Below are 20934 nucleotides of genomic sequence, written 5' to 3' on the forward strand. Positions count from 1 at the left end.
GTTTCCTGAAAACTATTTCAAGCGATAGTAAAGCTCACGGTACGACTTCGCCGCGACCTGCCAGCTAAAATCCATTGCCATAGCCTGACGTTGCACAAACCGCCACAATGAAGGGCGGGACCACAGAACAAAAGCGCGTCGAATAGCCCGTAACAACGACCAGGCATTACTATCTTCAAAGACAAACCCACTGGCGACGCCATCTGCAAGGTTCTCAAGAGAACAGTCAGAAACCGTATCAGCAAGCCCACCGGTACGCCGCACTAACGGCAGCGTGCCGTACTTCAATCCATAAAGTTGCGTTAAGCCGCACGGTTCAAAACGACTGGGCACCAGAATGACGTCCGCGCCGCCCATAATGCGATGCGAAAATGCTTCGTGATAACCAATCTGTACACCAACCTGACCGGGGTGTTCCGCTGCTGCAGCAAGGAAACCTTCCTGCAATACCGGATCGCCCGCGCCGAGCAGCGCCAGTTGTCCGCCCTGTTCCAGAAGGCCCGGTAAGGCTTCTAACACCAGATCCAGGCCTTTCTGGCTGGTCAGACGGCTCACCACTGCAAAAAGCGGCACTTTATCGTCAACCTTAAGCCCCATTGCGATTTGCAACTGGCGCTTATTCTCCGCTTTATCCTCCAATGAATCGCGGGTGTAACGCGAGGCTAAAAGTAAGTCCGTCTCTGGACTCCAGATTTTCTCGTCCACGCCGTTCAGTACGCCGGAAAGTCGCCCTTCACGATGACGCTGCTGAAGTAAACCTTCCATACCGTAGGCAAACTGTGGTTCAGTAATCTCGCGAGCGTAGGTCGGACTAACCGCTGTAATATGGTCAGCGTAATACAGTCCGGCTTTCAGGAAAGAGATTTGCCCGTTGAACTCCAGCCCGTGAACATTAAAGAATGACCATGGCAATTGGATGTCATTCATGTGATGTGCATAAAACATGCCTTGATAGGCCAGATTGTGCACAGTAAACACCGACTTCGCCGGACGCCCGCGTGCCGCCAGATACGCAGGCGCAAGGCCGGCATGCCAGTCGTGCGCGTGCACCACATCAGGGCGCCAGAATGGGTCCAGCCCACTGGCCATTTCTGCCCCGACCCACCCCAACAGCGCAAAACGCAACACGTTGTCAGTGTAGGCAAATAAGTTGGTATCGTGATACGGGCTTCCGGGACGATTGTAGAGATGCGGCGCGTCAATCAGGTAAATACCAACCCCGTTGTAATGTCCGAACAGCAGCGTGATATGCCCGGCAAAGGTATCACGACGAGATACCACCTGCGCATCGGTCACGCCACGGCGAATATCGGGAAATGCAGGCAACAGTACGCGAGCGTCAACGCCGTCTGCGATTTGTGCTGCGGGTAATGCCCCAATAACATCAGCCAGACCGCCGGTTTTAAGCAGCGGGAACATCTCTGAACATACATGTAAAACCTGCATTATCGCTCCTGTTTATACCCTAACTTCCGTAGCATTTCGCGCGTAACCAGCACGATGCCTTCTTCTGAACGATAGAAACGACGTGCATCTTCCTCTGCATCCTCACCAATCACCATGCCTTCCGGAATGACACACGCGCGGTCAATGACACAGCGGCGCAGACGGCACGAGCGACCTACCCATACTTCCGGTAACAATACGGCGGAATCAATGTTGCAGAATGAATTAACACGAACGCGCGAGAACAGAACGGACTGCACCACCACTGAACCAGAGATTACACAACCGCCGGAAACCAGTGAGTTAAGGGTCATCCCATGGCTACCAGAGCGATCCTGAACGAATTTCGCTGGTGGCAATGATTCATTGTAGGTGCGAATTGGCCAGTTGCGATCGTACATATCCAGTTCCGGCACCACAGAGGCCAGATCAAGGTTCGCTTTCCAGTAAGCTTCCAGCGTTCCCACATCGCGCCAGTACGGCTCGGCGTCTGGGTCAGACTGTACGCAAGAGAGAGGGAATGGATGCGCATAAGCCAGGCCTTCTTCGGTGATTTTTGGAATCAAATCTTTACCAAAGTCGTGGCTGGAATTTTCATCACGATCGTCTTCTTCCAGCAATTCATATAGATAGTCGGCGTCAAAGACGTAGATACCCATACTCGCCAGAGATTTGCTCGGATCGTTTGGCATTGATGGCGGGTTAGCAGGTTTTTCAACAAATTCGATAATTTTATCGTTTTCATCGACTGCCATAACGCCAAATGCAGAGGCTTCTTCAATCGGTACTGGCATACAAGCAACAGTACAACGCGCACCTTTTTCGACGTGGTCGATAAGCATTCGCGAGTAGTCTTGCTTGTAGATGTGGTCACCAGCCAGGATCACCACATACTCCGCTTTATAGCGGCGGATAATATCGAGGTTTTGAGTGACCGCGTCTGCGGTACCGCGATACCAGTTTTCCCCTTTCATTCTCTGCTGCGCGGGCAGCAGGTCGACAAACTCGTTCATTTCTTCATTGAAGAACGACCAGCCACGCTGAATATGCTGCACCAGGGTGTGAGACTGGTACTGGGTGATCACGCCCATACGACGGATCCCAGAGTTGATGCAGTTGGACAGCGCAAAGTCGATAATGCGGAACTTACCGCCGAAGTGTACGGCAGGCTTTGCTCTCTTATTGGTTAAATCCTTCAGGCGGGTACCACGTCCTCCCGCCAGTATCAGGGCAACAGATTTCAATGGCAGCTGGCGCGCCAACATTAAGTGATCGTTCTTCTCTAAACTAACCATGACTAACTCCTTTTTTATCATCTCTGGAACACACACAATCCGTGTGCAGGTCCCGGCCAGACAGCCGTAATCACTGGGTTATCCTCTCCAGCGAATGGGGGAATGGCGTGCCACTCCCCAGCAGGTAAAACAATCTCTGTTACCTCAAGCGTGGCGTTTATTGCGATCAAAAAACGATCCGAAAGCAAAATTTGCAGCTGCTTTGGCCCGTTTTGCCACTCATCCGAGCTTAAAGGTTGAGCATATCGATTCAGCCAACGGACATTGCCATCGCCTTCTTCCCACCAGCGATCCTCTACCAAAGCAGGAATGCGCTTGCGCAAATGGATTAACGCGGTGGTAAACCCCGTTAACCCACTGTTTGCCTGCGACCAGTCCAACCACGTTAGTTGGTTATCCTGACAGTAGGCATTGTTATTGCCATGCTGGCTGTGACCATGTTCATCACCTGCCAGTAACATCGGCGTACCCTGGGAGAGCAACAACGTCGTTAACAGGGCGTGAATGCTGTCGCGCCGCCGTTCAATCAAATCAAGAGTACCGCCTAACCCTTCTTTACCATGATTGTTACTGTAATTGTTGTTGGTCCCGTCGCGATTTTCCTCTCCATTTGCTTCATTGTGTTTATGGTTGAAACAAACGCAGTCGCGAAGCGTAAAACCGTCATGCGCAGTAACGAGATTAATCGCAGCGCTCGGCAGACGGCCATTACGTTTAAAAACATCGCTGGAGGCGGCAAAACGCCCGGCAAACTCACCCAGCGACAAGTTATAGTGCAGCCAGAAACGGCGTGCGGCGTCGCGGAAATGATCATTCCACTCGGCAAACAGCGGTGGGAAATTGCCCACCTGATAACCACCTAGCGCGATATCCCACGGTTCGGCAATCAACTTCACTTGCGAAAGCACTGGGCAATTCTGGATAGCCGTAAACAGCGGCGCATCCTGACGAAACTCCGGTGTTCGTCCCATGACTGCTGCGAGATCGAAGCGAAAGCCATCAACGTGGCAGATTTCTACCCAGTAGCGTAGACAGGCGCTGGCGTACTCCACTACCGCCGGATGGCTCAGATTGAGCGTATTACCACAGCCGGTCCAGTTGTGATAATCGCCGTCTTCTCTTATCCAATAATAGCTACGGTTGTCGATCCCGCGCAGTGAGAATACCGGGCCGTCCAGGTCCAGTTCCGCACTGTGGTTGAGTACGATGTCGAGAATAACTTCAATACCCGCCTTGTGCAGGGCTTTCACTGCGTCGCGGAATTCGTCCAACGCCGTTTCGGGCGAGCTGGCATATGCCGGATGCAGCGCAAACAGCGCCACCGGATTGTAGCCCCAGTAGTTACTTAGCCCCATACGTTGCAGGCGCGGTTCACTGGCAAACTGCGCCACTGGCAACAGTTCCAGTGCGGTAATACCCAACCGTTTTAAATAGTTGATCATCACCGGATGGCCGAGCGCTTTATAGGTGCCGCGGATCTCAACCGGGATCTCCGGATGCAGATAGGTTAATCCTTTGACATGGGCTTCATAAATGATGGTGCTGCCCCACGGCGTGCGCGGCGGGGCATCATCCTCCCAGTCATAGTGATCGACCACCACCACGCATTTCGGCGCAATGGCGGCGTTGTCACGATAATCAGGTTCATTATGGCCTGCATGCAGCAGCGGGTTATCTTTAAACTCACCCTCAATTTGCCGCGCGCAAGGATCAATCAACAACTTCGCCGGGTTAAAGCGATGCCCCACGGCAGGTTGCCAGGGGCCATGTACGCGATACCCATAGTGCAAACCCGGGCGAGCATCCGGCAAGTAACCGTGCCAGACATCGCCGCTGCGTCCTGGCAAGTCATACCGGTGTTCTATGCCCTGAGCGTCAAACACACACAGCTCTACCCGCTCGGCATGAGCGGAAAAGAGCGTGAAGTTGACGCCCTGGCCATCATAGTGCGCGCCAAGGGGAGCAGGTTTGCCAATGGCGAGTTGTGTCATTCTCCCTCCCGCACCAGCCAGATAGTGGCCAGCGGTGGTAGAGTAAGGCTCAATGAATGCTGACGACCGTGGCTGGCGATCTCATCGCTATGTACCGCGCCGCCATTGCCAGCATTGCTGCCGTGGTAGTGCATGGAATCGGTGTTGAGAATCTCACGCCACTTACCTGGCTGATTAATGCCAAAGCGATAATCATGGCGCGGCACCGGCGTAAAGTTGCTGGCAACGATAATTTCGTTACCCTCTTTATCGCGACGCACAAAGATCAGCACCGAGCGCTCATGGTCATCCACCACCAGCCATTCAAAGCCGTAGGCGTCGAAATCCAGCTCGTGCAGAGCTTTGTGGTGACGATAAGTATGGTTCAGATCGCGTACCAGTCGCTGGACACCGTGATGCCAGTTGTCGCCACCTTCCAGCAGATGCCAGTCGAGGCTGGCATCGTGGTTCCACTCACGCCCTTGGGCAAATTCGTTACCCATGAACAACAGTTTCTTGCCCGGGAACGCCCACATCCAGGCATAGTAGGCTCGCAGATTGGCAAACTTCTGCCATGCATCGCCAGGCATCCTGTCGAGAATCGATTTTTTGCCGTGCACCACTTCGTCGTGCGACAGCGGCAGGACGAAGTTTTCAGTGTAGTTGTAGAGCATCCCGAAGGTGAGTTTATTGTGGTGGTATTGACGATAAACCGGGTCGAGCTTCATGTAATCCAGAGTGTCGTGCATCCAGCCGAGGTTCCACTTGTACCAGAAGCCCAGACCACCAATATCCTGCGGGCGGGAAACGTTCGGGAAGTCGGTAGACTCCTCCGCCATCGTTACTGCACCAGGAACTTGTTCACCGATAATACGGTTGGTATTGCGAAGGAATTCAATCGCTTCCAGATTCTCGCGTCCACCATACTCGTTCGGGATCCACTCGCCTTCTTTACGGCTGTAATCACGATAAATCATCGAAGCAACCGCATCGACGCGCAGCGCATCGATACCAAAACGCTCGATCCAGTACAGCGCATTACCAACAAGGAAATTGCTGACCTCACGGCGGCCATAGTTGTAAATCAGGGTGTTCCAGTCCTGATGGTAGCCTTCACGCGGATCGCTGTGTTCATACAGATTTGTGCCGTCAAATTCGGCAAGTGCAAAGTCATCTGTCGGGAAGTGACCCGGCACCCAGTCGAGAATCACGTTCAAACCTGCTGCGTGGGCGGCATCAATGAAATAGCGGAAATCATCGCGAGTGCCAAAACGGCGAGTTGGCGCATACAAACCTGTCGGCTGATAGCCCCAACTGCCATCGAATGGATGTTCGTTAATTGGCAGCAGTTCGAGGTGGGTAAAGCCCATCCATTTAGCGTAAGGCACCAACTGATCGGCAAGTTCGCGGTAGCTTAACCAGAAGTTGTTGTCGGCGTGACGACGCCATGACCCCAGGTGAACTTCATAGATAGAAATTGGCGCATCAAACTGATTCGCTTTTTTGCGCTCTTCGGTCTGCACGACCTTTTCAGGCAGTCCGCAAATAAGGGAAGCGGTTTCCGGGCGCATCTGCGCTTCGAAGGCATAAGGATCAGACTTCAAACGCAGATTGCCATTGGCATCAATCATTTCGTATTTATAGAGCTGACCGTTATGCGCGCCAGGGATAAACAGTTCCCAAATGCCGCTCTCTTTACGCAGGCGCATCGGGTGACGACGACCATCCCAGTAGTTGAATTGCCCAACAACCGAGACACGGCGGGCATTTGGCGCCCAGACAGAAAAACGCGTGCCGGTAACGCCATCCATAGTATCTGCGTGCGCACCTAAGGTTTCATATGGGCGCAGGTGGGTACCTTCAGATAACAACCAGGCGTCCATTTCCTGGATTAAAGGGCCAAAACGGTAAGGATCATCAATCAGATTCTGCTGGCCATGCCAGACAACCGCCAACTGATAGCGGAAAAAATTTTTACGCCGAGGAACGACGCCGCTGAAGAATCCACGAGAGTCGAGACACTCCAGTTTAGCGACTTTGCGTCCAGTTTTTGGTTCAATTACCCACACATCGGTGGCGTCAGGTAAAAGGGCACGGACTTCCAGTCCCGCTGTGGTTTTATGCATTCCAAGTACGGAAAAAGGATCCGCAAAATGACCTGCAATTAGCGCGTTAATCACGTCTCTATCGATACGATCGGACATGCTTGTCTTCCTGTTTTATTGTGTCACCCCATCCAACTAATTTTTGACATCTGGTTGTGACATTTTTTTGACCTGAACGGCGCAGCACTCTGTGCATCCTCTCTACGCCGTCCTCACTTCAGGTAAGGCATTGAATACGTATGTATCCCGCCACCCTTAAAGAATAGCCAATGCTCTACTTAACTCCCGGTAAATCATGAAACATCTGCGCTTACTCCTGTACTACGCACTAAAAGGGGCAGCATTACGCCCCAAATTTAATGAATAAACATTACGCCAGTTGACGAAGCATCCGGCGTAGCGGCTCCGCGGCCCCCCACAGCAGCTGGTCGCCCACGGTAAAGGCTGACAGGAACTCAGGTCCCATATTCAGCTTACGCAAACGGCCTACCGGCGTGGTCAGCGTACCGGTGACGGCAGCTGGGGTTAGCTCACGCATAGTGATTTCGCGATCGTTTGGAACCACTTTTGCCCACGGGTTATGGGCCGCCAACAGTTCTTCCACGGTCGGAATAGACACATCTTTTTTCAATTTGATGGTGAATGCCTGGCTGTGGCAGCGCAACGCCCCGACACGCACACACAAACCATCTACCGGAATAACGGAAGATGTGTTGAGAATCTTGTTGGTTTCTGCCTGCCCTTTCCATTCTTCGCGGCTCTGACCGTTATCAAGCTGTTTGTCGATCCACGGAATCAGGCTACCCGCCAGCGGCACGCCAAAGTTATCCACTGACAACTCGCCGCTGCGGGTTAAAGTCGTGACTTTGCGTTCAATATCGAGAATAGCAGAGGACGGTGTCGCGAGTTCATCCGCCACATGGCCATACAGTTGGCCCATCTGGGTTAACAACTCACGCATATGTCGCGCACCACCGCCGGAAGCCGCCTGGTAGGTTGCAACGGAAACCCAATCTACAAGATCATTGGCGAATAAACCGCCCAACGACATCAACATCAGGCTTACGGTACAGTTACCGCCAACAAAAGTCCTGATGCCTTTATTTAATCCATCAGTAATGACGTCCTGATTGACTGGGTCAAGAATGATGATGGCGTCATCTTTCATGCGCAGAGACGATGCTGCGTCAATCCAGTAACCTTGCCATCCGCTCTCACGGAGCTTTGGATAGATTTCGTTGGTATAATCGCCGCCCTGACAGGTTACGATGATATCGAGAGCCTTCAGCGCCTCCAGATCAAAGGCATCCTGAAGTGTGCCAGAAGCACCGCCGAAGGAAGGCGCAGCCTGACCAGACTGTGAAGTCGAAAAGAAGACAGGGCGAATGGCGTCGAAGTCGCGCTCTTCAACCATGCGTTGCATGAGAACGGAGCCGACCATACCGCGCCAGCCGATAAAACCAACATTTTTCATAAGCGTTTTTTCCTGCAAAGATGTGTGCTGTATATATGTGCCGGTGTCCTCATGGCACATCTTTCACCATACAAAAAGCAGCCAAAGTCGCAAGTGAAATTAATCAATGATAGCGAAGCCATCAGTAATGCGACTTATCCTGCTTTCGTAGCACGCAGAAAGTCCACGGCAATTATCAGGGAACTTGAGTTATGAATGAAATCATTTCTGCAGCAGTTTTATTGATCTTGATTATGGATCCGCTCGGAAACCTACCTATTTTTATGTCCGTACTGAAACATACAGAACCGAAAAGACGTCGGGCAATCATGGTGCGAGAGTTGCTTATTGCTCTCATGGTGATGCTGGTGTTCCTGTTTGCGGGTGAGAAAATTCTGGCATTTCTTAGCCTGCGGGCAGAAACCGTCTCCATTTCTGGCGGCATCATTCTCTTTCTGATCGCCATTAAGATGATTTTCCCCAGTGCTTCAGGCAATAGCAGTGGGCTTCCGGCAGGTGAAGAGCCGTTTATTGTGCCGCTGGCAATCCCATTAGTAGCAGGGCCGACTATCCTCGCCACATTAATGTTGCTGTCTCACCAATACCCGAATCAGATGGGGCATCTGGTAATTGCGCTGCTGCTGGCCTGGGGCGGCACCTTTGTTATCCTGCTACAGTCATCGCTATTTTTACGTCTGCTGGGCGAGAAAGGAGTGAATGCGCTGGAACGCCTGATGGGATTGATTCTGGTGATGATGGCAACCCAGATGTTCCTCGACGGCATTCGGATGTGGATGAAGGGGTGACGAGAGGCATTACCAGGAAGGAGCCCGGTAGTGTAAGACCTACCGGGCAAACAGACTTAACTCAACAACTGGAACGCAATCATCCCGACGATGGCACCAACAGTGCCGAGGATGGTTTCCATCATGGTCCAGGTTTTCAGCGTTTCGGCTTCGGTCGCACCGGTAAATTTACCGAACAACCAGAAACCAGCGTCGTTAACGTGGCTGACAACAATCGAACCACCGGCGATACAAATCGACAGTGCCGCCATTTGCGCACCGGAGTAATTCAATTGTTCAATGACCGGCATCACCAGCCCCACCGCCGTTAAACAGGCAACGGTGGCAGACCCCTGAATGATGCGCACTGCAGCTGCCAGCACGAAGCAGGTGATGGCAATCGGCAGGCCCATGCCGGTTAACGCTTCGCCCAGCGCCGGACCTACGCCAGAGTCAACCAGCACCTGTTTGAACACGCCGCCCGCACCAATCACCAGCAGAATGATCCCCGCCGGTTGCAGCGCGTGACCGCAAATCTCCATCACTTTGTCTTTTGGCATGCCCTGACGCATTGCCAGGCCATAAATTGCTACCAGACAAGCAACCAGAATCGCAGTAAACGGATGACCGATAAACTCAAACCATTCGTAAGCAGTTGATCCTTCTGGTACAAAACGCGCAGCAATGGTTTTAAGACCTACCAGCACCAGCGGCAGCAGGATCAGCGACAGGCTAAATCCAAAAGACGGCATTTTGCCTTCGCCGAGATGCGGTTCGCTAATGTCGTCAGGAATATGCAGCTCAACGTAACGGCTGATGAAATTGCCCCACAGCGGCCCGGCAATAATCATTCCCGGAATTGCCGCACACAGGCCAATCAGGATCATCCAGCCAAAATCGGCATTCATCTGCGATGCCAGCAGCATCGGCGCTGGTCCAGGCACCAGAAATGCCGCCGCTGCCGCCACGCCTGCGAATAATGGGATTACCAGTTTCACCAGATTCGTACCGGTGTGGCGCGCCATCGAGAAGGCAACGCTAATCAGCAGAACAATCGCCACTTCAAAGAACAGCGGTAGCGCGCAGACCAGCCCCGCAAGGCCGATGGCATAATGCGCGCGGCTGTGACCGAAGGATTTGAGCATTTTGACGGCAATCTGATCGACTGCGCCGGTTTCATGTAAGATCTTGCCAAACATGGCTCCCAGGGCGACAACCACCGCCAGGAAGCCGAGGGTGCCTCCCATCCCTTTTTCCATCGTCGCTGCGATTTTATCGAGCGGCATACCGGAAAAAAGGCCAGCCCCCATAGACACCACCATCAAAGCCAGGAAAGCGTGCATACGCGCCTTCATGACTAAAAACAGCAGCAGTAAAACAGACCCTACTGCTGTTAAAACAAGCGTTAATGTAGTCACTACTTATTTGCCTTTTTTAATAACCTCAATGGTGCTTGCCACAACACCTTCCAGCGGTTGATCGATATCCACCACCAGTACATCGGTTTCGTCCGCACCCGGCTCCTGCAGCGTTTCAAACTGCGTCACCAGCATTTGGGTTTTAAAGAAATGGCCTTTGCGCGCTTTCAGGCGGCTTTCAATCACATCAAAATCGCCTTTCAGGTAGATGAAAGAGAGATTCGGATTACCTTCACGCAGCAAGTCGCGATAGTGTTTTTTCAGTGCAGAGCAGACGATCAGCGACACTTTATTGGTACGCTGCATGGCAAACGCGGCGTCGTTCAGCGCCTGCAACCACGGTTTGCGATCGTCGTCGTTCAGCGGTTCACCAGACGCCATTTTTTCGATATTGCAGCGCGGATGGAGGAAATCGCCATCAAGAAACGCGGCATGAAGTTGATGCGCCACTTCACTGGCGACCGCAGATTTGCCGCTGCCTGAGACGCCCATCAGAACGTAAATGTGGTGATCATGGTTAGTCGTGCTCAAAGTGGTGCCCCCACAGTACAAGAATTAAAAATGTTACGGGTAACTGTTATCGGTAACATTGTCCGGCCGGACAAAATCAGAAGCAATATCCATCCGTGCCTTAAGTGTATAAGTGTGAGCTACTTCAAATTTGTAGGCTTAAATAGATCCACCTGGTGACAAGGTGAAACCTAAATCTAACATTTTCGGCGTCACCGCTTCGCCACGAATACGCGCCAGCAGGCGTTCAGCGCCAATGCTGCCCATCCGCTCACGCGGCGTCAGCACACTTGCCAGCCGTGGCTCCATCACCTGGCCAATGTCATGACCGTGGAAACCGGCAATCGCCATATCGTCAGGAACTTTCAACCCCAGACGCTGACATTCAAACGCCGCGCCGACCGCCAGGTCATCGTTGGTACAGAACACGCCATCCAACTGCGGATATTCCCGCCGCGCCTGACGAATCAGTTCAATACCGGAAGAGTAAGAAGAAGATTGTTCAACCATCACGCTATATGGCACCAGGCCTGCATCCAGCATCGCCTGCTCATATCCCTTCTGTTTGATGATAGTACGTTCGTCGAGACGTGCGCCGAGATAAGCAATGTGTCGATGCCCGCGAGCAATAATGGCAGCAGTCATCTGGCGTGCCGCTTCAAAGTTATTAAAACCGACAGCAATATCGAGGCACGGCGACTGGCTGTCCATCAGCTCCACCACCGGAATACCCGCCACTTCAATCATCTTTAAGGTGCGTGGCGTGTGGGTGCGTTCGGTAAGGATCAAGCCATCGATATTCCAGGAGAGCATGGATTCGAGGCGTTCTTGCTCCATTTCCGGCTTATAACCGTAGTGCGCCAGCATCGTCTGATAACCGTGCGCGTCGGTGACGCTTTCGATTCCGCGTAATACTTCCGCAAAAACCTGGTTGGTGAGAGAAGGTAACAGGACGCCAATCGCCCGGCTGGTGGCGTTTGAGAGGATATCGGGCGCACGATTGGGAATATAACCCAGTTCATCAAGAGCGGCGGCAATCTTGCCACGTAGAGCGACGGAAACCTGCTCCGGGTTACGCAAAAAGCGGCTGACCGTCATTTTGGTCACGCCTACACGGTCAGCCACATCCTGAAGTACGGGTCTTTTCTTTTTCATCGTCCTGAAAGGTACAAAAGGGATAGATTCCTTTAGTTTACCACGGACGCATCACAACCTTCCTGATTCCTCAGGAAGGTTGTGAGATAAATTTAGACTGGCGGTAAATCGAACAGCAGGATTTCACTGTCGCTATCAGCGTGGACGGAAATCGCCTGCTCATCCCAAATCGCCAGACCATCGCTGGTCGAGGCTTTTACGCCGTTAATAGTGACATTACCTTTCACCACCTGGATCCAGACGCGGCGTTCAGCGGCAATCTGATGTATCGACTGCTCATCTTTTACCAGCGCCCAGCGGTACAGTTCCATATCCTGATACACTTTCAGCGAACCGTCACGCGCATCCGGCGAGAGCACCAGCTGTTTGCCCTGCACGGCATCGAAGCGACGCTGTTCATAACGCGGCGTAATACCGTTTTCTTCTGGCATGATCCAGATCTGATACAGGTGCAGACGCTCGGTGCTGCTTGGGTTGTACTCTGAGTGACGAATACCCGTACCCGCACTCATAATCTGGAACTCGCCCGCCGGAACCTGTTCTTTATTGCCCATGCTGTCCTGATGCTCAACAGTACCTTCCAGCACGTAGGTCAAAATTTCCATATCTTTATGCGGGTGAGTGCCGAAGCCCTGCCCTGCTTCAATCACGTCGTCGTTAATCACGCGCAGCGCGGAGAAGCCCATAAAGTTCGGATCGTAATAATTGGCAAAAGAGAAAGTATGCCAGGAGTCCAGCCAGCCATGATTAGCATGACCGCGTTCATTTGCTTTGCGTAAGTAGATCATTTGTATTCGCCCCCTGAATGATTTCGATGGGCTTAGTGTGGACCCGATCTGCCTGGGATGATAGAGGGTGAAAATTGACCCCTCTGTTCAAAAAAATTGAACTATTCGAGGGGCCATCAAACTTACTTCACGAGAGTCACTGTGGAGGGAGAGGCTTGTTCAAAACCGCGTTCAAGGATTTCCAGATTGGTAAGAACTTCAGATTCCTTGACGTAATTTGGCGCACCGTTGGTGATGGTTTGGTACAACGCATCATACACACGTCCATAGTCGCCCATCTCTGGCTTCATCTCTTCTCTGACCGTCACGCCCTCGTCATTGACATACTCCAGCACACCGACCGAATCATCCGCCGCAAATCCAGGTTCGCCCGGCATAATATTAGCCTTCAGGCTGGTTTCCTGCTGGTCGATGCCGTATTTAATAAATGTACCTTTCTTACCGTGAACGATAAATTTCGGATAATCGATTTTCACCAGATGACTGGTTTTAACGATCGCTTTCAGGTCGCCATAAAACAGCTGCGCTTCAAAGGTGTCGTCAGGATTGGCTTTATTACGCAGGCTGCGGATGTCATAAGCGACGTGATCCGGGCGACCAAACAGCGAGATAACCTGGTCCAGGGTATGCACACCAAGCCCATAGAACGCGCCATCCTGCGGCAGTCCAGGTTTGGTTTCTGCCACCGGGCGGTAATAGTCAAAATGGCTTTCCACTTCGACAATCTCTCCCAGCTTGCCGCTTTCAATCGCTTTTTTCGCCGTCAGGAAGCAGGAATCAAAGCGACGATTCTGATACGGCGTGACGGTTAACCCTTTACTTTTCGCCAGCGCAAACAGCTCTTTCGCCTGCGCAAGCGTCGGGGTGAACGGTTTTTCGACCAGTACATTTTTCCCGGCTTCCAACGCGCGCTTCGCGTACTCGAAGTGGCTGTCCGCGTGGGTGCAGACGACAACCAGCTTAACATCGGGATCGTTTAATACTTCGTCGAGATCGCTGGTGAAATGAATATGGGAATAAATGGGGGCCTGTTCTTCCGGCTTCGCATGGCGGCGAAAAATATGCGCGACATGCCAGCTATCCTTGCGGTTAAGTACATACGGAAGATGGTAACGGGTGGTGCTTTTGCCGAAGCCAATAAAGGCACAGTTGATGACCATGATTTCGTCCTTTTTAAGGTGGTTATTTACACCTTAGCGCAAAGCGGACGCGGTTCCTATGCCTGGGCTTCAGTACGTCAGATTGTTGGCAAAGTGCACTTTGATCATGCCGGATGCGGCGTGAACGCCTTACCTGCCTACACAAAATGGCATCGGTTTGTAGGTCTGATAAGCGTAGCGCATCAGGCAATTTTGCATTTGTCTCAACACGAGGAACACTTCACGTGGACAAAATGGCAATCAAACCAGTACGAAAGCAAAAAAAAAGCCAGCACCCGGCTGGCTAAGTAATACTGGAAGCAATGTGAGCAATGTCGTGCTTTCAGGTTCTCCGCGAGGGTCTTCCTGATCGCGAGACAATAATAATCATTCTCATTCGCACTTGTCCAACACTTTTTGCAAAAAAATGCATTTGACTCGTATTTGAAAGTCAATGATGTTGAAAGGGACATTTACCCTAAAGAGGACAGAGGAATGAGTGAGATAGTAATACGCCACGCAGAAACGCGCGATTATGAGGCCATTCGACATATCCACGCCCAGCCGGAGGTGTATTACAACACACTACAGGTGCCTCATCCTTCAGAACATATGTGGCTGGAACGACTCGCCGATCGCCCCAGCATCAAGCAACTCGTCGCCTGTATTGATGGAACTGTAGTAGGTCATCTCACCATTGATGTACAGCAACGCCCGCGCCGCAGTCATGTTGCCGATTTTGGTATCTGTGTCGACGCCCGCTGGAAGAATCGCGGCGTCGCCAGCGCCCTGATGCGAGAGATGATTGAAATGTGCGACAACTGGTTGCGGGTAGATCGTATTGAACTAACGGTGTTCGTCGATAACGCGCCAGCAATTAAGGTCTATAAAAAATTCGGCTTTGAGATTGAAGGGACCGGCAAGAAGTACGCATTGCGTAATGGTGAATATGTTGATGCGTATTATATGGCGCGGGTGAAATAGAGAATTTGTAATCTAAGTTTGTCATTTAAGCCCTCACCTACCAGGAGAGGGCTTAAGATATTAGTACCCTGCCGTTAAATCATCCACCGAGCGCTGGTCGGATGCGCCGTACAACTCACCGTCAGGCCCAACCATAATGCTTTGTGTACTGCCCATCGCCTCTTTCAGCGCCACTTTCTGACCTTTTGCTTCCAGCAGCTTGATCGTATCCGGGCTAAACCCCTTCTCGACACGCAGCTCGTCCGGCAACCACTGATGGTGGAAACGCGGCGCATTGGTCGCTTCGGCGACGTTCATCCCATAATCGATGCTATTTACCACCATTTGCAGCACAGTGGTGATAATCCGGCTACCGCCAGGGCTACCAGTCACCAGCCAGGTTTTACCGTCTTTCACCACAATAGTCGGCGACATCGACGACAGCGGACGTTTGTTCGGCCCGACGGCGTTGGCATCACCGCCCACCAGCCCGTAAACGTTCGGTACGCCTGGTTTGGCGGAGAAATCATCCATCTGGTTATTGAGCAAAATACCGCTCTCGCCTGCGACAATACCCGTACCGAAGGTGGTGTTCAGCGTATAGGTCACCGCCACCGCGTTACCGTCTTTATCCACCACTGAGTAATGGGTAGTTTGATTACTCTCATAAGGCGCAAGCTTGCCAGGACGAATTTCGCTGGATGGCTTCGCTTTATTGATATCGATTTGATCGGCAATGGATTTGGCATAGGCTTTATTGGTCAGCGCCTGCCACGGGACTTTGACAAAATCCGGGTCGCCAAGATATTCCGAGCGGTCGGCGTAGGCGTATTTCTCAGCTTCTGCCATGATTTGCATCGCATCGGCGCTGCCAAAGCCGTATTTCTGCATATCGAAGTTTTCCAGAATATTGAGGATTTGTACGATATGAATACCGCCGGAAGATGGCGGTGGCATGGAGTAAACCTGATACCCGCGATAATCGCCGCTAATCGGTGTGCGTTCTACTGCTTTATACGCGGCTAAATCTTCTTTAGTAATCAAGCCGCCGTTTTTCTGCATCTCCTGGGCAATCTGCTCCGCTATCGTGCCTTTATAGAATTCATCCGGGCCGTTTTCGGCAATCATCTCCAGGCTCTTTGCCAGATTCGCCTGCACCAGTTTGTCGCCCTTTTTCAGCGGCTCGCCCTCTTTCCAGAAGATAGCTTTACTGTTTTCGTGATTCGGCAACACTTCGCTACCGTAGGTTTTGAGATCGTCTGCCAGCGCGTCGTTAACGATAAAACCATCGCGTGCCAGTTTAAACGCTGGCTGCACCACTTTGTTCAGCGGCATGGTGCCGTATTTATCCAACGCCAGCGAGAAACCTGCTACCGTACCGGGCGTGCCGGAAGCCAGATGCGAAGTGAGTGATTTTTTGCTGTCCGGGTTGCCCTGATCATCAAGGAACATATCGCGGGTCGCTTTGGCGGGCGCCATTTCGCGGAAATCGATAGCCGTGGTATTGCCATTTTTCGAGCGGATTAACATAAAACCACCGCCGCCCAGATTCCCTGCCTGCGGATGCGTTACCGCCAGCGCGTAGCCCACCGCCACGGCGGCATCAACGGCATTCCCGCCCTCCTTGAGGATATCCACCCCCACCTGAGTGGCAGTAGCATCTACAGACGCCACCATCCCCTGCTTTGCGCGTACCGGATGGAAGACATCTTCCTCCACACCATAAGAAACAGGTGGCGCGGCTGCCGCACTAAAACAACATCCTGAAAGCAAAGCTGCAATCGCCGCCCGGCGTAAAAACGTCGGTTTTATCATCGTTATTCTCCAGTTATGTGTGGGGCAACCCCAGCTAAGCCTGGTATATAACTCTGAATTAATCATCGTTTTGCCGGGAAGCGAGTAAACTTAAAGGATATCTTCAGAGGAGGATACGCGATGAAACGACTTCTGCTTTTGACGGCACTCCTGCCGTTTGTCGGCTTTGCACAGCCCATTAATACTCTGAATAATCCTAACCAGCCGGGGTATCAGATCCCCAGCCAGCAGCGGATGCAAACTCAAATGCAGACTCAGCAAATCCAGCAAAAAGGGATGCTGAATCAGCAACTGAAAACTCAGACGCAATTGCAACAGCAGCATTTAGAAAATCAGATTAATAGCAACTCTCAGCGGGTATTGCAGTCGCAGCCGGGGGAGCTAAATCCTGCCCGGCAGCAAATGCTGCCCAACACCAACGGCGGGATGTTAAACAGTAACCATAATCCGGATAGTTCGCTAAATCAGCAGCATATGCTGCAAGAGAGGAAAAACGGCGACATGCTGAATCCGCCCAGCACGTCGCAGCCTGACATTCCGTTGAAAACTATTGGGCCGTAAAGTTCGGACCAATCACATCAATCGCATCGGTACAGATGCAATCCACGCCCCAGCGCAGCAACTCTGCCGCGCGCTGGGGTTTGTTGACGGTATACACCAGAATCCGCAGTCCAGCGTCTTTCAACTGCATCACTCGCGCTTTATCGAGCAACTTATGATTGAGATGAATAGAGACGCAGCCCAGCCGCGCGGTCAGTTCGCGCCAGTCGTCGCGCCACTCATCAAGCAATAAACCACGTGGCAGCTCCGGTGCCGCCAATTGTGCGGCTTCTAAAGCATCAATCTCAAACGATGACAGCAGCGGCGGCGTCATACCTGCCCACAGTTCGCGCGCCGCCAGCGCCACCATTTTGCCCGTTAATGGCCCGGTGCCAGTGGTGGGCTTGATTTCGATATTCGCCATCATCCCATGTTCGCGACAGCGTTCCGCCACCTGCGAAAGCAACGGCAGCGGCTCACCTTTAAACGCTTTGCTGTACCAACTGCCTGCATCCACGCGCAGTAAATCCTGCCAGTTCAGCTCACCCGCGACGCCCCAGCCGTTGCTGGTACGTTCGAGGTTGTCATCATGGAGCAGAAAGATCTCGCCATCTTTCGATAACTTCGCGTCAAATTCGATCATCTTATGACCGTATTTTGCCCCTACGTCGATTGCCGCCAGGGTGTTTTCCGGGGCCAACTTACCGCCGCCACGATGAGCGACGATGCGGGGATAAGGCCAGTTACTCATACTCGTTGTCCTGTTTCACCATCAAAAAGATGTAGCTGATTTTCCGGCAGATGCAGCCACAGCGTGCTGCCTGCCGTCGGGCGCTCCTGATGCGCCAGCCGCACCACCAGCTTCTGTTCCCCCCAGCGTCCGTGTGCCAGGTTATCTGCGCCGAGGATCTCCAGCGTGTCCATCACCAGTGGCACGCCGCCTTCTGCCTGCGAACTTAGCGCAATATGTTCCGGGCGGATACCGAGGGTCATTTTACGCCCGGCATACTGGCGATAGTAACCGTTTAGCGGCAGCGCAATACCGCCTTCCAGTTCGAAATGCGTGCCTTCGTTATTCACGCGGCCTGTCAGCAGGTTCATCGCCGGACTGCCGATAAAACTCGCCACAAACAGGCTGGCGGGCTTTTCGTACACTTCCACCGGTGTGCCAACCTGTTCGGCAACACCGCCGTTCATTACCATCACTCGCTGGGCGAGGGTCATCGCTTCAACCTGATCGTGGGTAACGTAGAGTGAAGTTGTTTTCAGGCGACGGTGCAGTTGTTGTAGTTCAAGCCGCATCTGCACGCGCAGCTTGGCATCGAGGTTAGAGAGCGGCTCATCAAACAAGAACACCGCCGGCTCACGCACAATCGCGCGCCCCATCGCCACACGCTGGCGCTGACCGCCGGAAAGCTCGCGCGGGCGGCGCTTGAGCAGGCCGTCCAGCTCCAGAATACGCGCCGCTTCTTTAACGCGCTCGGCTATTTGCTGCTTGCCCATGCCGCGGATTTTCAGCCCCCACGCCATGTTCTCCTCAACGCTCATATGCGGATAGAGCGCGTAGTTCTGGAATACCATCGCAATTCCGCGATCTTTCGGCTCCATTTCAGTAACACGCTTGCGGTCGATCCAGATATCGCCCGTCGTTACCCGCTCCAGTCCGGCCACCATTCGCAATAACGTCGATTTCCCGCAGCCAGACGGCCCGACCATCACGATAAATTCGCCATCCGCCACATCAAGGGTTAGCGGTTTAATGACCTGGGTTTTGCCATCCCAGCTTTTGGTTACTGCCTGTAATTTCAGTCCTGCCATCTTATTTCTCACTATCGACCAGGCCGCGCACAAAGGCACGCTGCATCACTAAAACAATCACTACTGGTGGGATCAGGGTTAACAACATCGCCGCCATCACCGAGTTCCATTCCGTTGTACCTTCGCCAGTGGCGATCATCCCTTTAATCCCTGCCACGGTGGTGCCGAGATCAACGTCGGTAATAATCAACAACGGCCACAAATACTGGTTCCAGCCGTAAATAAAGGTGATCACAAACAGCGCCGCCAGATTGGTTTTTGACAGCGGAAAAACGATGTCGCAAAAGAAACGCATTGGCGACGCGCCGTCGATCCGCGCCGCTTCCACCAGTTCATCCGGCAGCGTCATAAAGAACTGGCGGAACAGGAAGGTAGCGGTCGCCGAGGCCATCAGCGGCAGCGTTAAACCAGCGTAGCTGTCGAGCATCTTCAGGTTGGCGATGACTTCCACCGTCGGGAAGATACGCACTTCAACCGGCAACATCAGGGTGATAAAAATCATCCAGAAGAAGAGGTTACGTAGCGGAAAACGAAACCAGACAATGGCAAATGCCGAGAGCATCGAGACGGTAATTTTGCCGAGCGTAATGCTGAACGCCATCACAAAGCTGTTAAGCAACATCCGCCAGAACGGCGCGCTATTCGTACCAACCCCGTTTACCCAGATATTGTGGATGTTTTCCAGCAGATGCGTGCCGGGAATAAGCGTCATCGGCGCGGCGTAGACTTCTTGTTTATCCAGCGTCGCCGCGACAAACGCCACGTACAGTGGGAAGAGGATCACCGCGATCCCGAGGATCAGCATGGTATGGCTGAATATCGTCAGCCACGGACGGTTCTCAATCATTGGTAACGCACCTTGCTTTCAACATAGCGGAACTGCACCACCGTCAGCACGATGACGAGGAACATCAACACCACCGACTGCGCGGCAGACGAAGCCAGATCCAGTCCGGTAAAGCCTTCGCGGTAGATCTTATAAATCAGCGTCGTGGTGGCCTGAACCGGCCCGCCGGACGTGGCGGCGTCGATCACCGGGAAGGTGTCGAAGAAGGCGTACACCAGGTTCACCACCAACAGGAAGAAACTCACCGGGGCGATAAGCGGCAGCGCAATCTTAAAGAAGCGGCGAATCGGCCCTGCGCCGTCAATAGCTGCGGCTTCAATCAACGAACGGGGAATGGATTGCAGCGCGGCATAGAAGAACAGGAAGTTGTAGCTAATTTGCTTCCACACCGAGGCAAACACCACCAGAAACATCGCCTGACCGCTGTTTTGCGCATGGTTCCAGTCGTAGCCGAACTCTGCGAGAAAATGAGTGATCAGCCCGCGACCGGGGTTAAACAGGAAGATCCACAATACGGCGGCAACGGCGGGAGCCACGGCATACGGCAGCAGCATTAAGGTTTGATAGAAACGGCTGCCGCGCACGATGTACTCCACCAGCGCCGCGAAGAACAACGACACCAGCAAACCGCTGACGGTGACAAAGGTGCTGAATTTTATCGTCGTCCAGAAGGAGTCGAGATAGTAGCTGTCATGGAACAGCGTGACAAAGTTATCCTGGCCGACAAACTGGCTGGAGAAACCAAACGGATCGACGCTTTGTAGCGAGTACCACAACGCTTCGCCCGCAGGCCAGATAAAAAAGATAACGGTGATGATGAGCTGCGGCGCGACCAGCAAATAAGGCAGCCAGCGCGAGCGAAACACCGGACGGGATGATGGCATTAC

At 52.7% G+C, this 20934-nt stretch carries 18 protein-coding genes; 3 read left to right on the forward strand and 15 right to left on the reverse strand.

Annotated elements, in window-relative coordinates; translation table 11 throughout:
• Positions 1-12 precede the first annotated feature (12 nt).
• The 5 genes from glgA to asd form a co-directional block, all read right to left on the reverse strand.
• Complete coding sequence (glgA, locus tag FEK50_RS14270; RefSeq protein ID WP_130209037.1) at positions 13-1446, reverse strand: glycogen synthase GlgA; 1434 nt, start codon at positions 1444-1446, stop codon at positions 13-15.
• Positions 1446-2741 (reverse strand): glucose-1-phosphate adenylyltransferase, encoded by a 1296-nt coding sequence (gene glgC / locus FEK50_RS14275; protein ID WP_130209039.1) that lies wholly within the window; start codon positions 2739-2741, stop codon positions 1446-1448. The genes glgA and glgC overlap by 1 nt, the downstream gene beginning before the upstream one ends.
• A gap of 17 nt (positions 2742-2758) precedes the next feature.
• Positions 2759-4732, reverse strand: a complete 1974-nt coding sequence (gene glgX, locus FEK50_RS14280; protein WP_131161850.1) for a glycogen debranching protein GlgX — start codon at positions 4730-4732, stop codon at positions 2759-2761.
• Complete coding sequence (gene glgB / locus FEK50_RS14285) at positions 4729-6915, reverse strand: 1,4-alpha-glucan branching enzyme (RefSeq protein ID WP_130209043.1); 2187 nt, start codon at positions 6913-6915, stop codon at positions 4729-4731. The genes glgX and glgB overlap by 4 nt, the downstream gene beginning before the upstream one ends.
• Positions 6916-7186: 271 nt before the next feature.
• Positions 7187-8290, reverse strand: a complete 1104-nt coding sequence (gene asd, locus FEK50_RS14290; RefSeq protein WP_064527660.1) for an aspartate-semialdehyde dehydrogenase — start codon at positions 8288-8290, stop codon at positions 7187-7189.
• A gap of 191 nt (positions 8291-8481) precedes the next feature.
• Here asd and yhgN point away from each other — a divergent pair, with 191 nt between their 5' ends.
• Positions 8482-9075 carry an NAAT family transporter YhgN gene (yhgN, locus tag FEK50_RS14295; protein ID WP_130217718.1) on the forward strand — a complete coding sequence of 198 codons (594 nt, stop codon included), beginning with the start codon at positions 8482-8484 and terminating at the stop codon, positions 9073-9075.
• A 56-nt stretch (positions 9076-9131) separates the two neighbouring features.
• Here yhgN and gntU read toward each other — a convergent pair whose 3' ends face one another.
• From gntU to FEK50_RS14320, 5 genes are all read right to left on the reverse strand, one after another.
• The gene (gene gntU, locus FEK50_RS14300; protein ID WP_000210111.1) at positions 9132-10472 is read right to left on the reverse strand and encodes a gluconate transporter; all 1341 of its coding nucleotides are present in this window, start codon (positions 10470-10472) and stop codon (positions 9132-9134) included.
• A gap of 3 nt (positions 10473-10475) precedes the next feature.
• Positions 10476-11003, reverse strand: coding sequence for a gluconokinase (gene gntK / locus FEK50_RS14305; RefSeq protein WP_000108320.1), 528 nt, complete (start codon positions 11001-11003; stop codon positions 10476-10478).
• 138 nt (positions 11004-11141) lie between these two features.
• A complete protein-coding gene (gene gntR / locus FEK50_RS14310; protein ID WP_130209047.1) occupies positions 11142-12137 on the reverse strand; it encodes a gluconate operon transcriptional repressor GntR in 996 nt (331 codons plus the stop codon).
• A gap of 92 nt (positions 12138-12229) precedes the next feature.
• Positions 12230-12925 carry a quercetin 2,3-dioxygenase gene (yhhW, locus tag FEK50_RS14315; RefSeq protein ID WP_130209049.1) on the reverse strand — a complete coding sequence of 232 codons (696 nt, stop codon included), beginning with the start codon at positions 12923-12925 and terminating at the stop codon, positions 12230-12232.
• A gap of 122 nt (positions 12926-13047) precedes the next feature.
• Positions 13048-14085 (reverse strand): oxidoreductase, encoded by a 1038-nt coding sequence (locus FEK50_RS14320; protein WP_130260956.1) that lies wholly within the window; start codon positions 14083-14085, stop codon positions 13048-13050.
• Positions 14086-14559: 474 nt separating this feature from the next.
• On the opposite strand from FEK50_RS14320, the gene yhhY reads away from it, so the two are divergent.
• Positions 14560-15048, forward strand: a complete 489-nt coding sequence (yhhY, locus tag FEK50_RS14325; protein ID WP_130217728.1) for an N-acetyltransferase — start codon at positions 14560-14562, stop codon at positions 15046-15048.
• 60 nt (positions 15049-15108) lie between these two features.
• Here the strand turns inward: yhhY and ggt are convergent, their stop codons facing one another.
• Entirely contained in the window at positions 15109-16842 is a 1734-nt protein-coding gene (gene ggt, locus FEK50_RS14330; RefSeq protein ID WP_131161851.1) for a gamma-glutamyltransferase, read from the reverse strand.
• Between the two features lie 120 nt (positions 16843-16962).
• Here ggt and FEK50_RS14335 point away from each other — a divergent pair, with 120 nt between their 5' ends.
• On the forward strand, positions 16963-17403 hold the full coding sequence (locus tag FEK50_RS14335) for a DUF2756 family protein (protein WP_130209058.1): 441 nt from the start codon (positions 16963-16965) through the stop codon (positions 17401-17403).
• On the opposite strand, the gene ugpQ is transcribed toward FEK50_RS14335, so the two are convergent.
• The 4 genes from ugpQ to ugpA are packed head-to-tail and all read right to left on the reverse strand — an operon-like array spanning position 17390 to position 20931.
• Positions 17390-18133 (reverse strand): glycerophosphodiester phosphodiesterase, encoded by a 744-nt coding sequence (gene ugpQ, locus FEK50_RS14340; RefSeq protein ID WP_001600616.1) that lies wholly within the window; start codon positions 18131-18133, stop codon positions 17390-17392. The genes FEK50_RS14335 and ugpQ overlap by 14 nt on opposite strands.
• The gene (ugpC, locus tag FEK50_RS14345) at positions 18130-19200 is read right to left on the reverse strand and encodes a sn-glycerol 3-phosphate ABC transporter ATP binding protein UgpC (protein ID WP_135495247.1); all 1071 of its coding nucleotides are present in this window, start codon (positions 19198-19200) and stop codon (positions 18130-18132) included. The genes ugpQ and ugpC overlap by 4 nt, the downstream gene beginning before the upstream one ends.
• 1 nt (position 19201) lies before the next feature.
• Positions 19202-20047 (reverse strand): sn-glycerol-3-phosphate ABC transporter permease UgpE, encoded by an 846-nt coding sequence (gene ugpE / locus FEK50_RS14350; RefSeq protein WP_000572183.1) that lies wholly within the window; start codon positions 20045-20047, stop codon positions 19202-19204.
• On the reverse strand, positions 20044-20931 hold the full coding sequence (ugpA, locus tag FEK50_RS14355; protein WP_131161853.1) for a sn-glycerol-3-phosphate ABC transporter permease UgpA: 888 nt from the start codon (positions 20929-20931) through the stop codon (positions 20044-20046). Before ugpA ends, ugpE begins: the two co-directional genes overlap by 4 nt.
• Positions 20932-20934 lie beyond the last annotated feature (3 nt).

Origin of the sequence: Escherichia sp. E2586, assembly GCF_005781105.1 — a bacterium.
Lineage (GTDB): Bacteria > Pseudomonadota > Gammaproteobacteria > Enterobacterales > Enterobacteriaceae > Escherichia.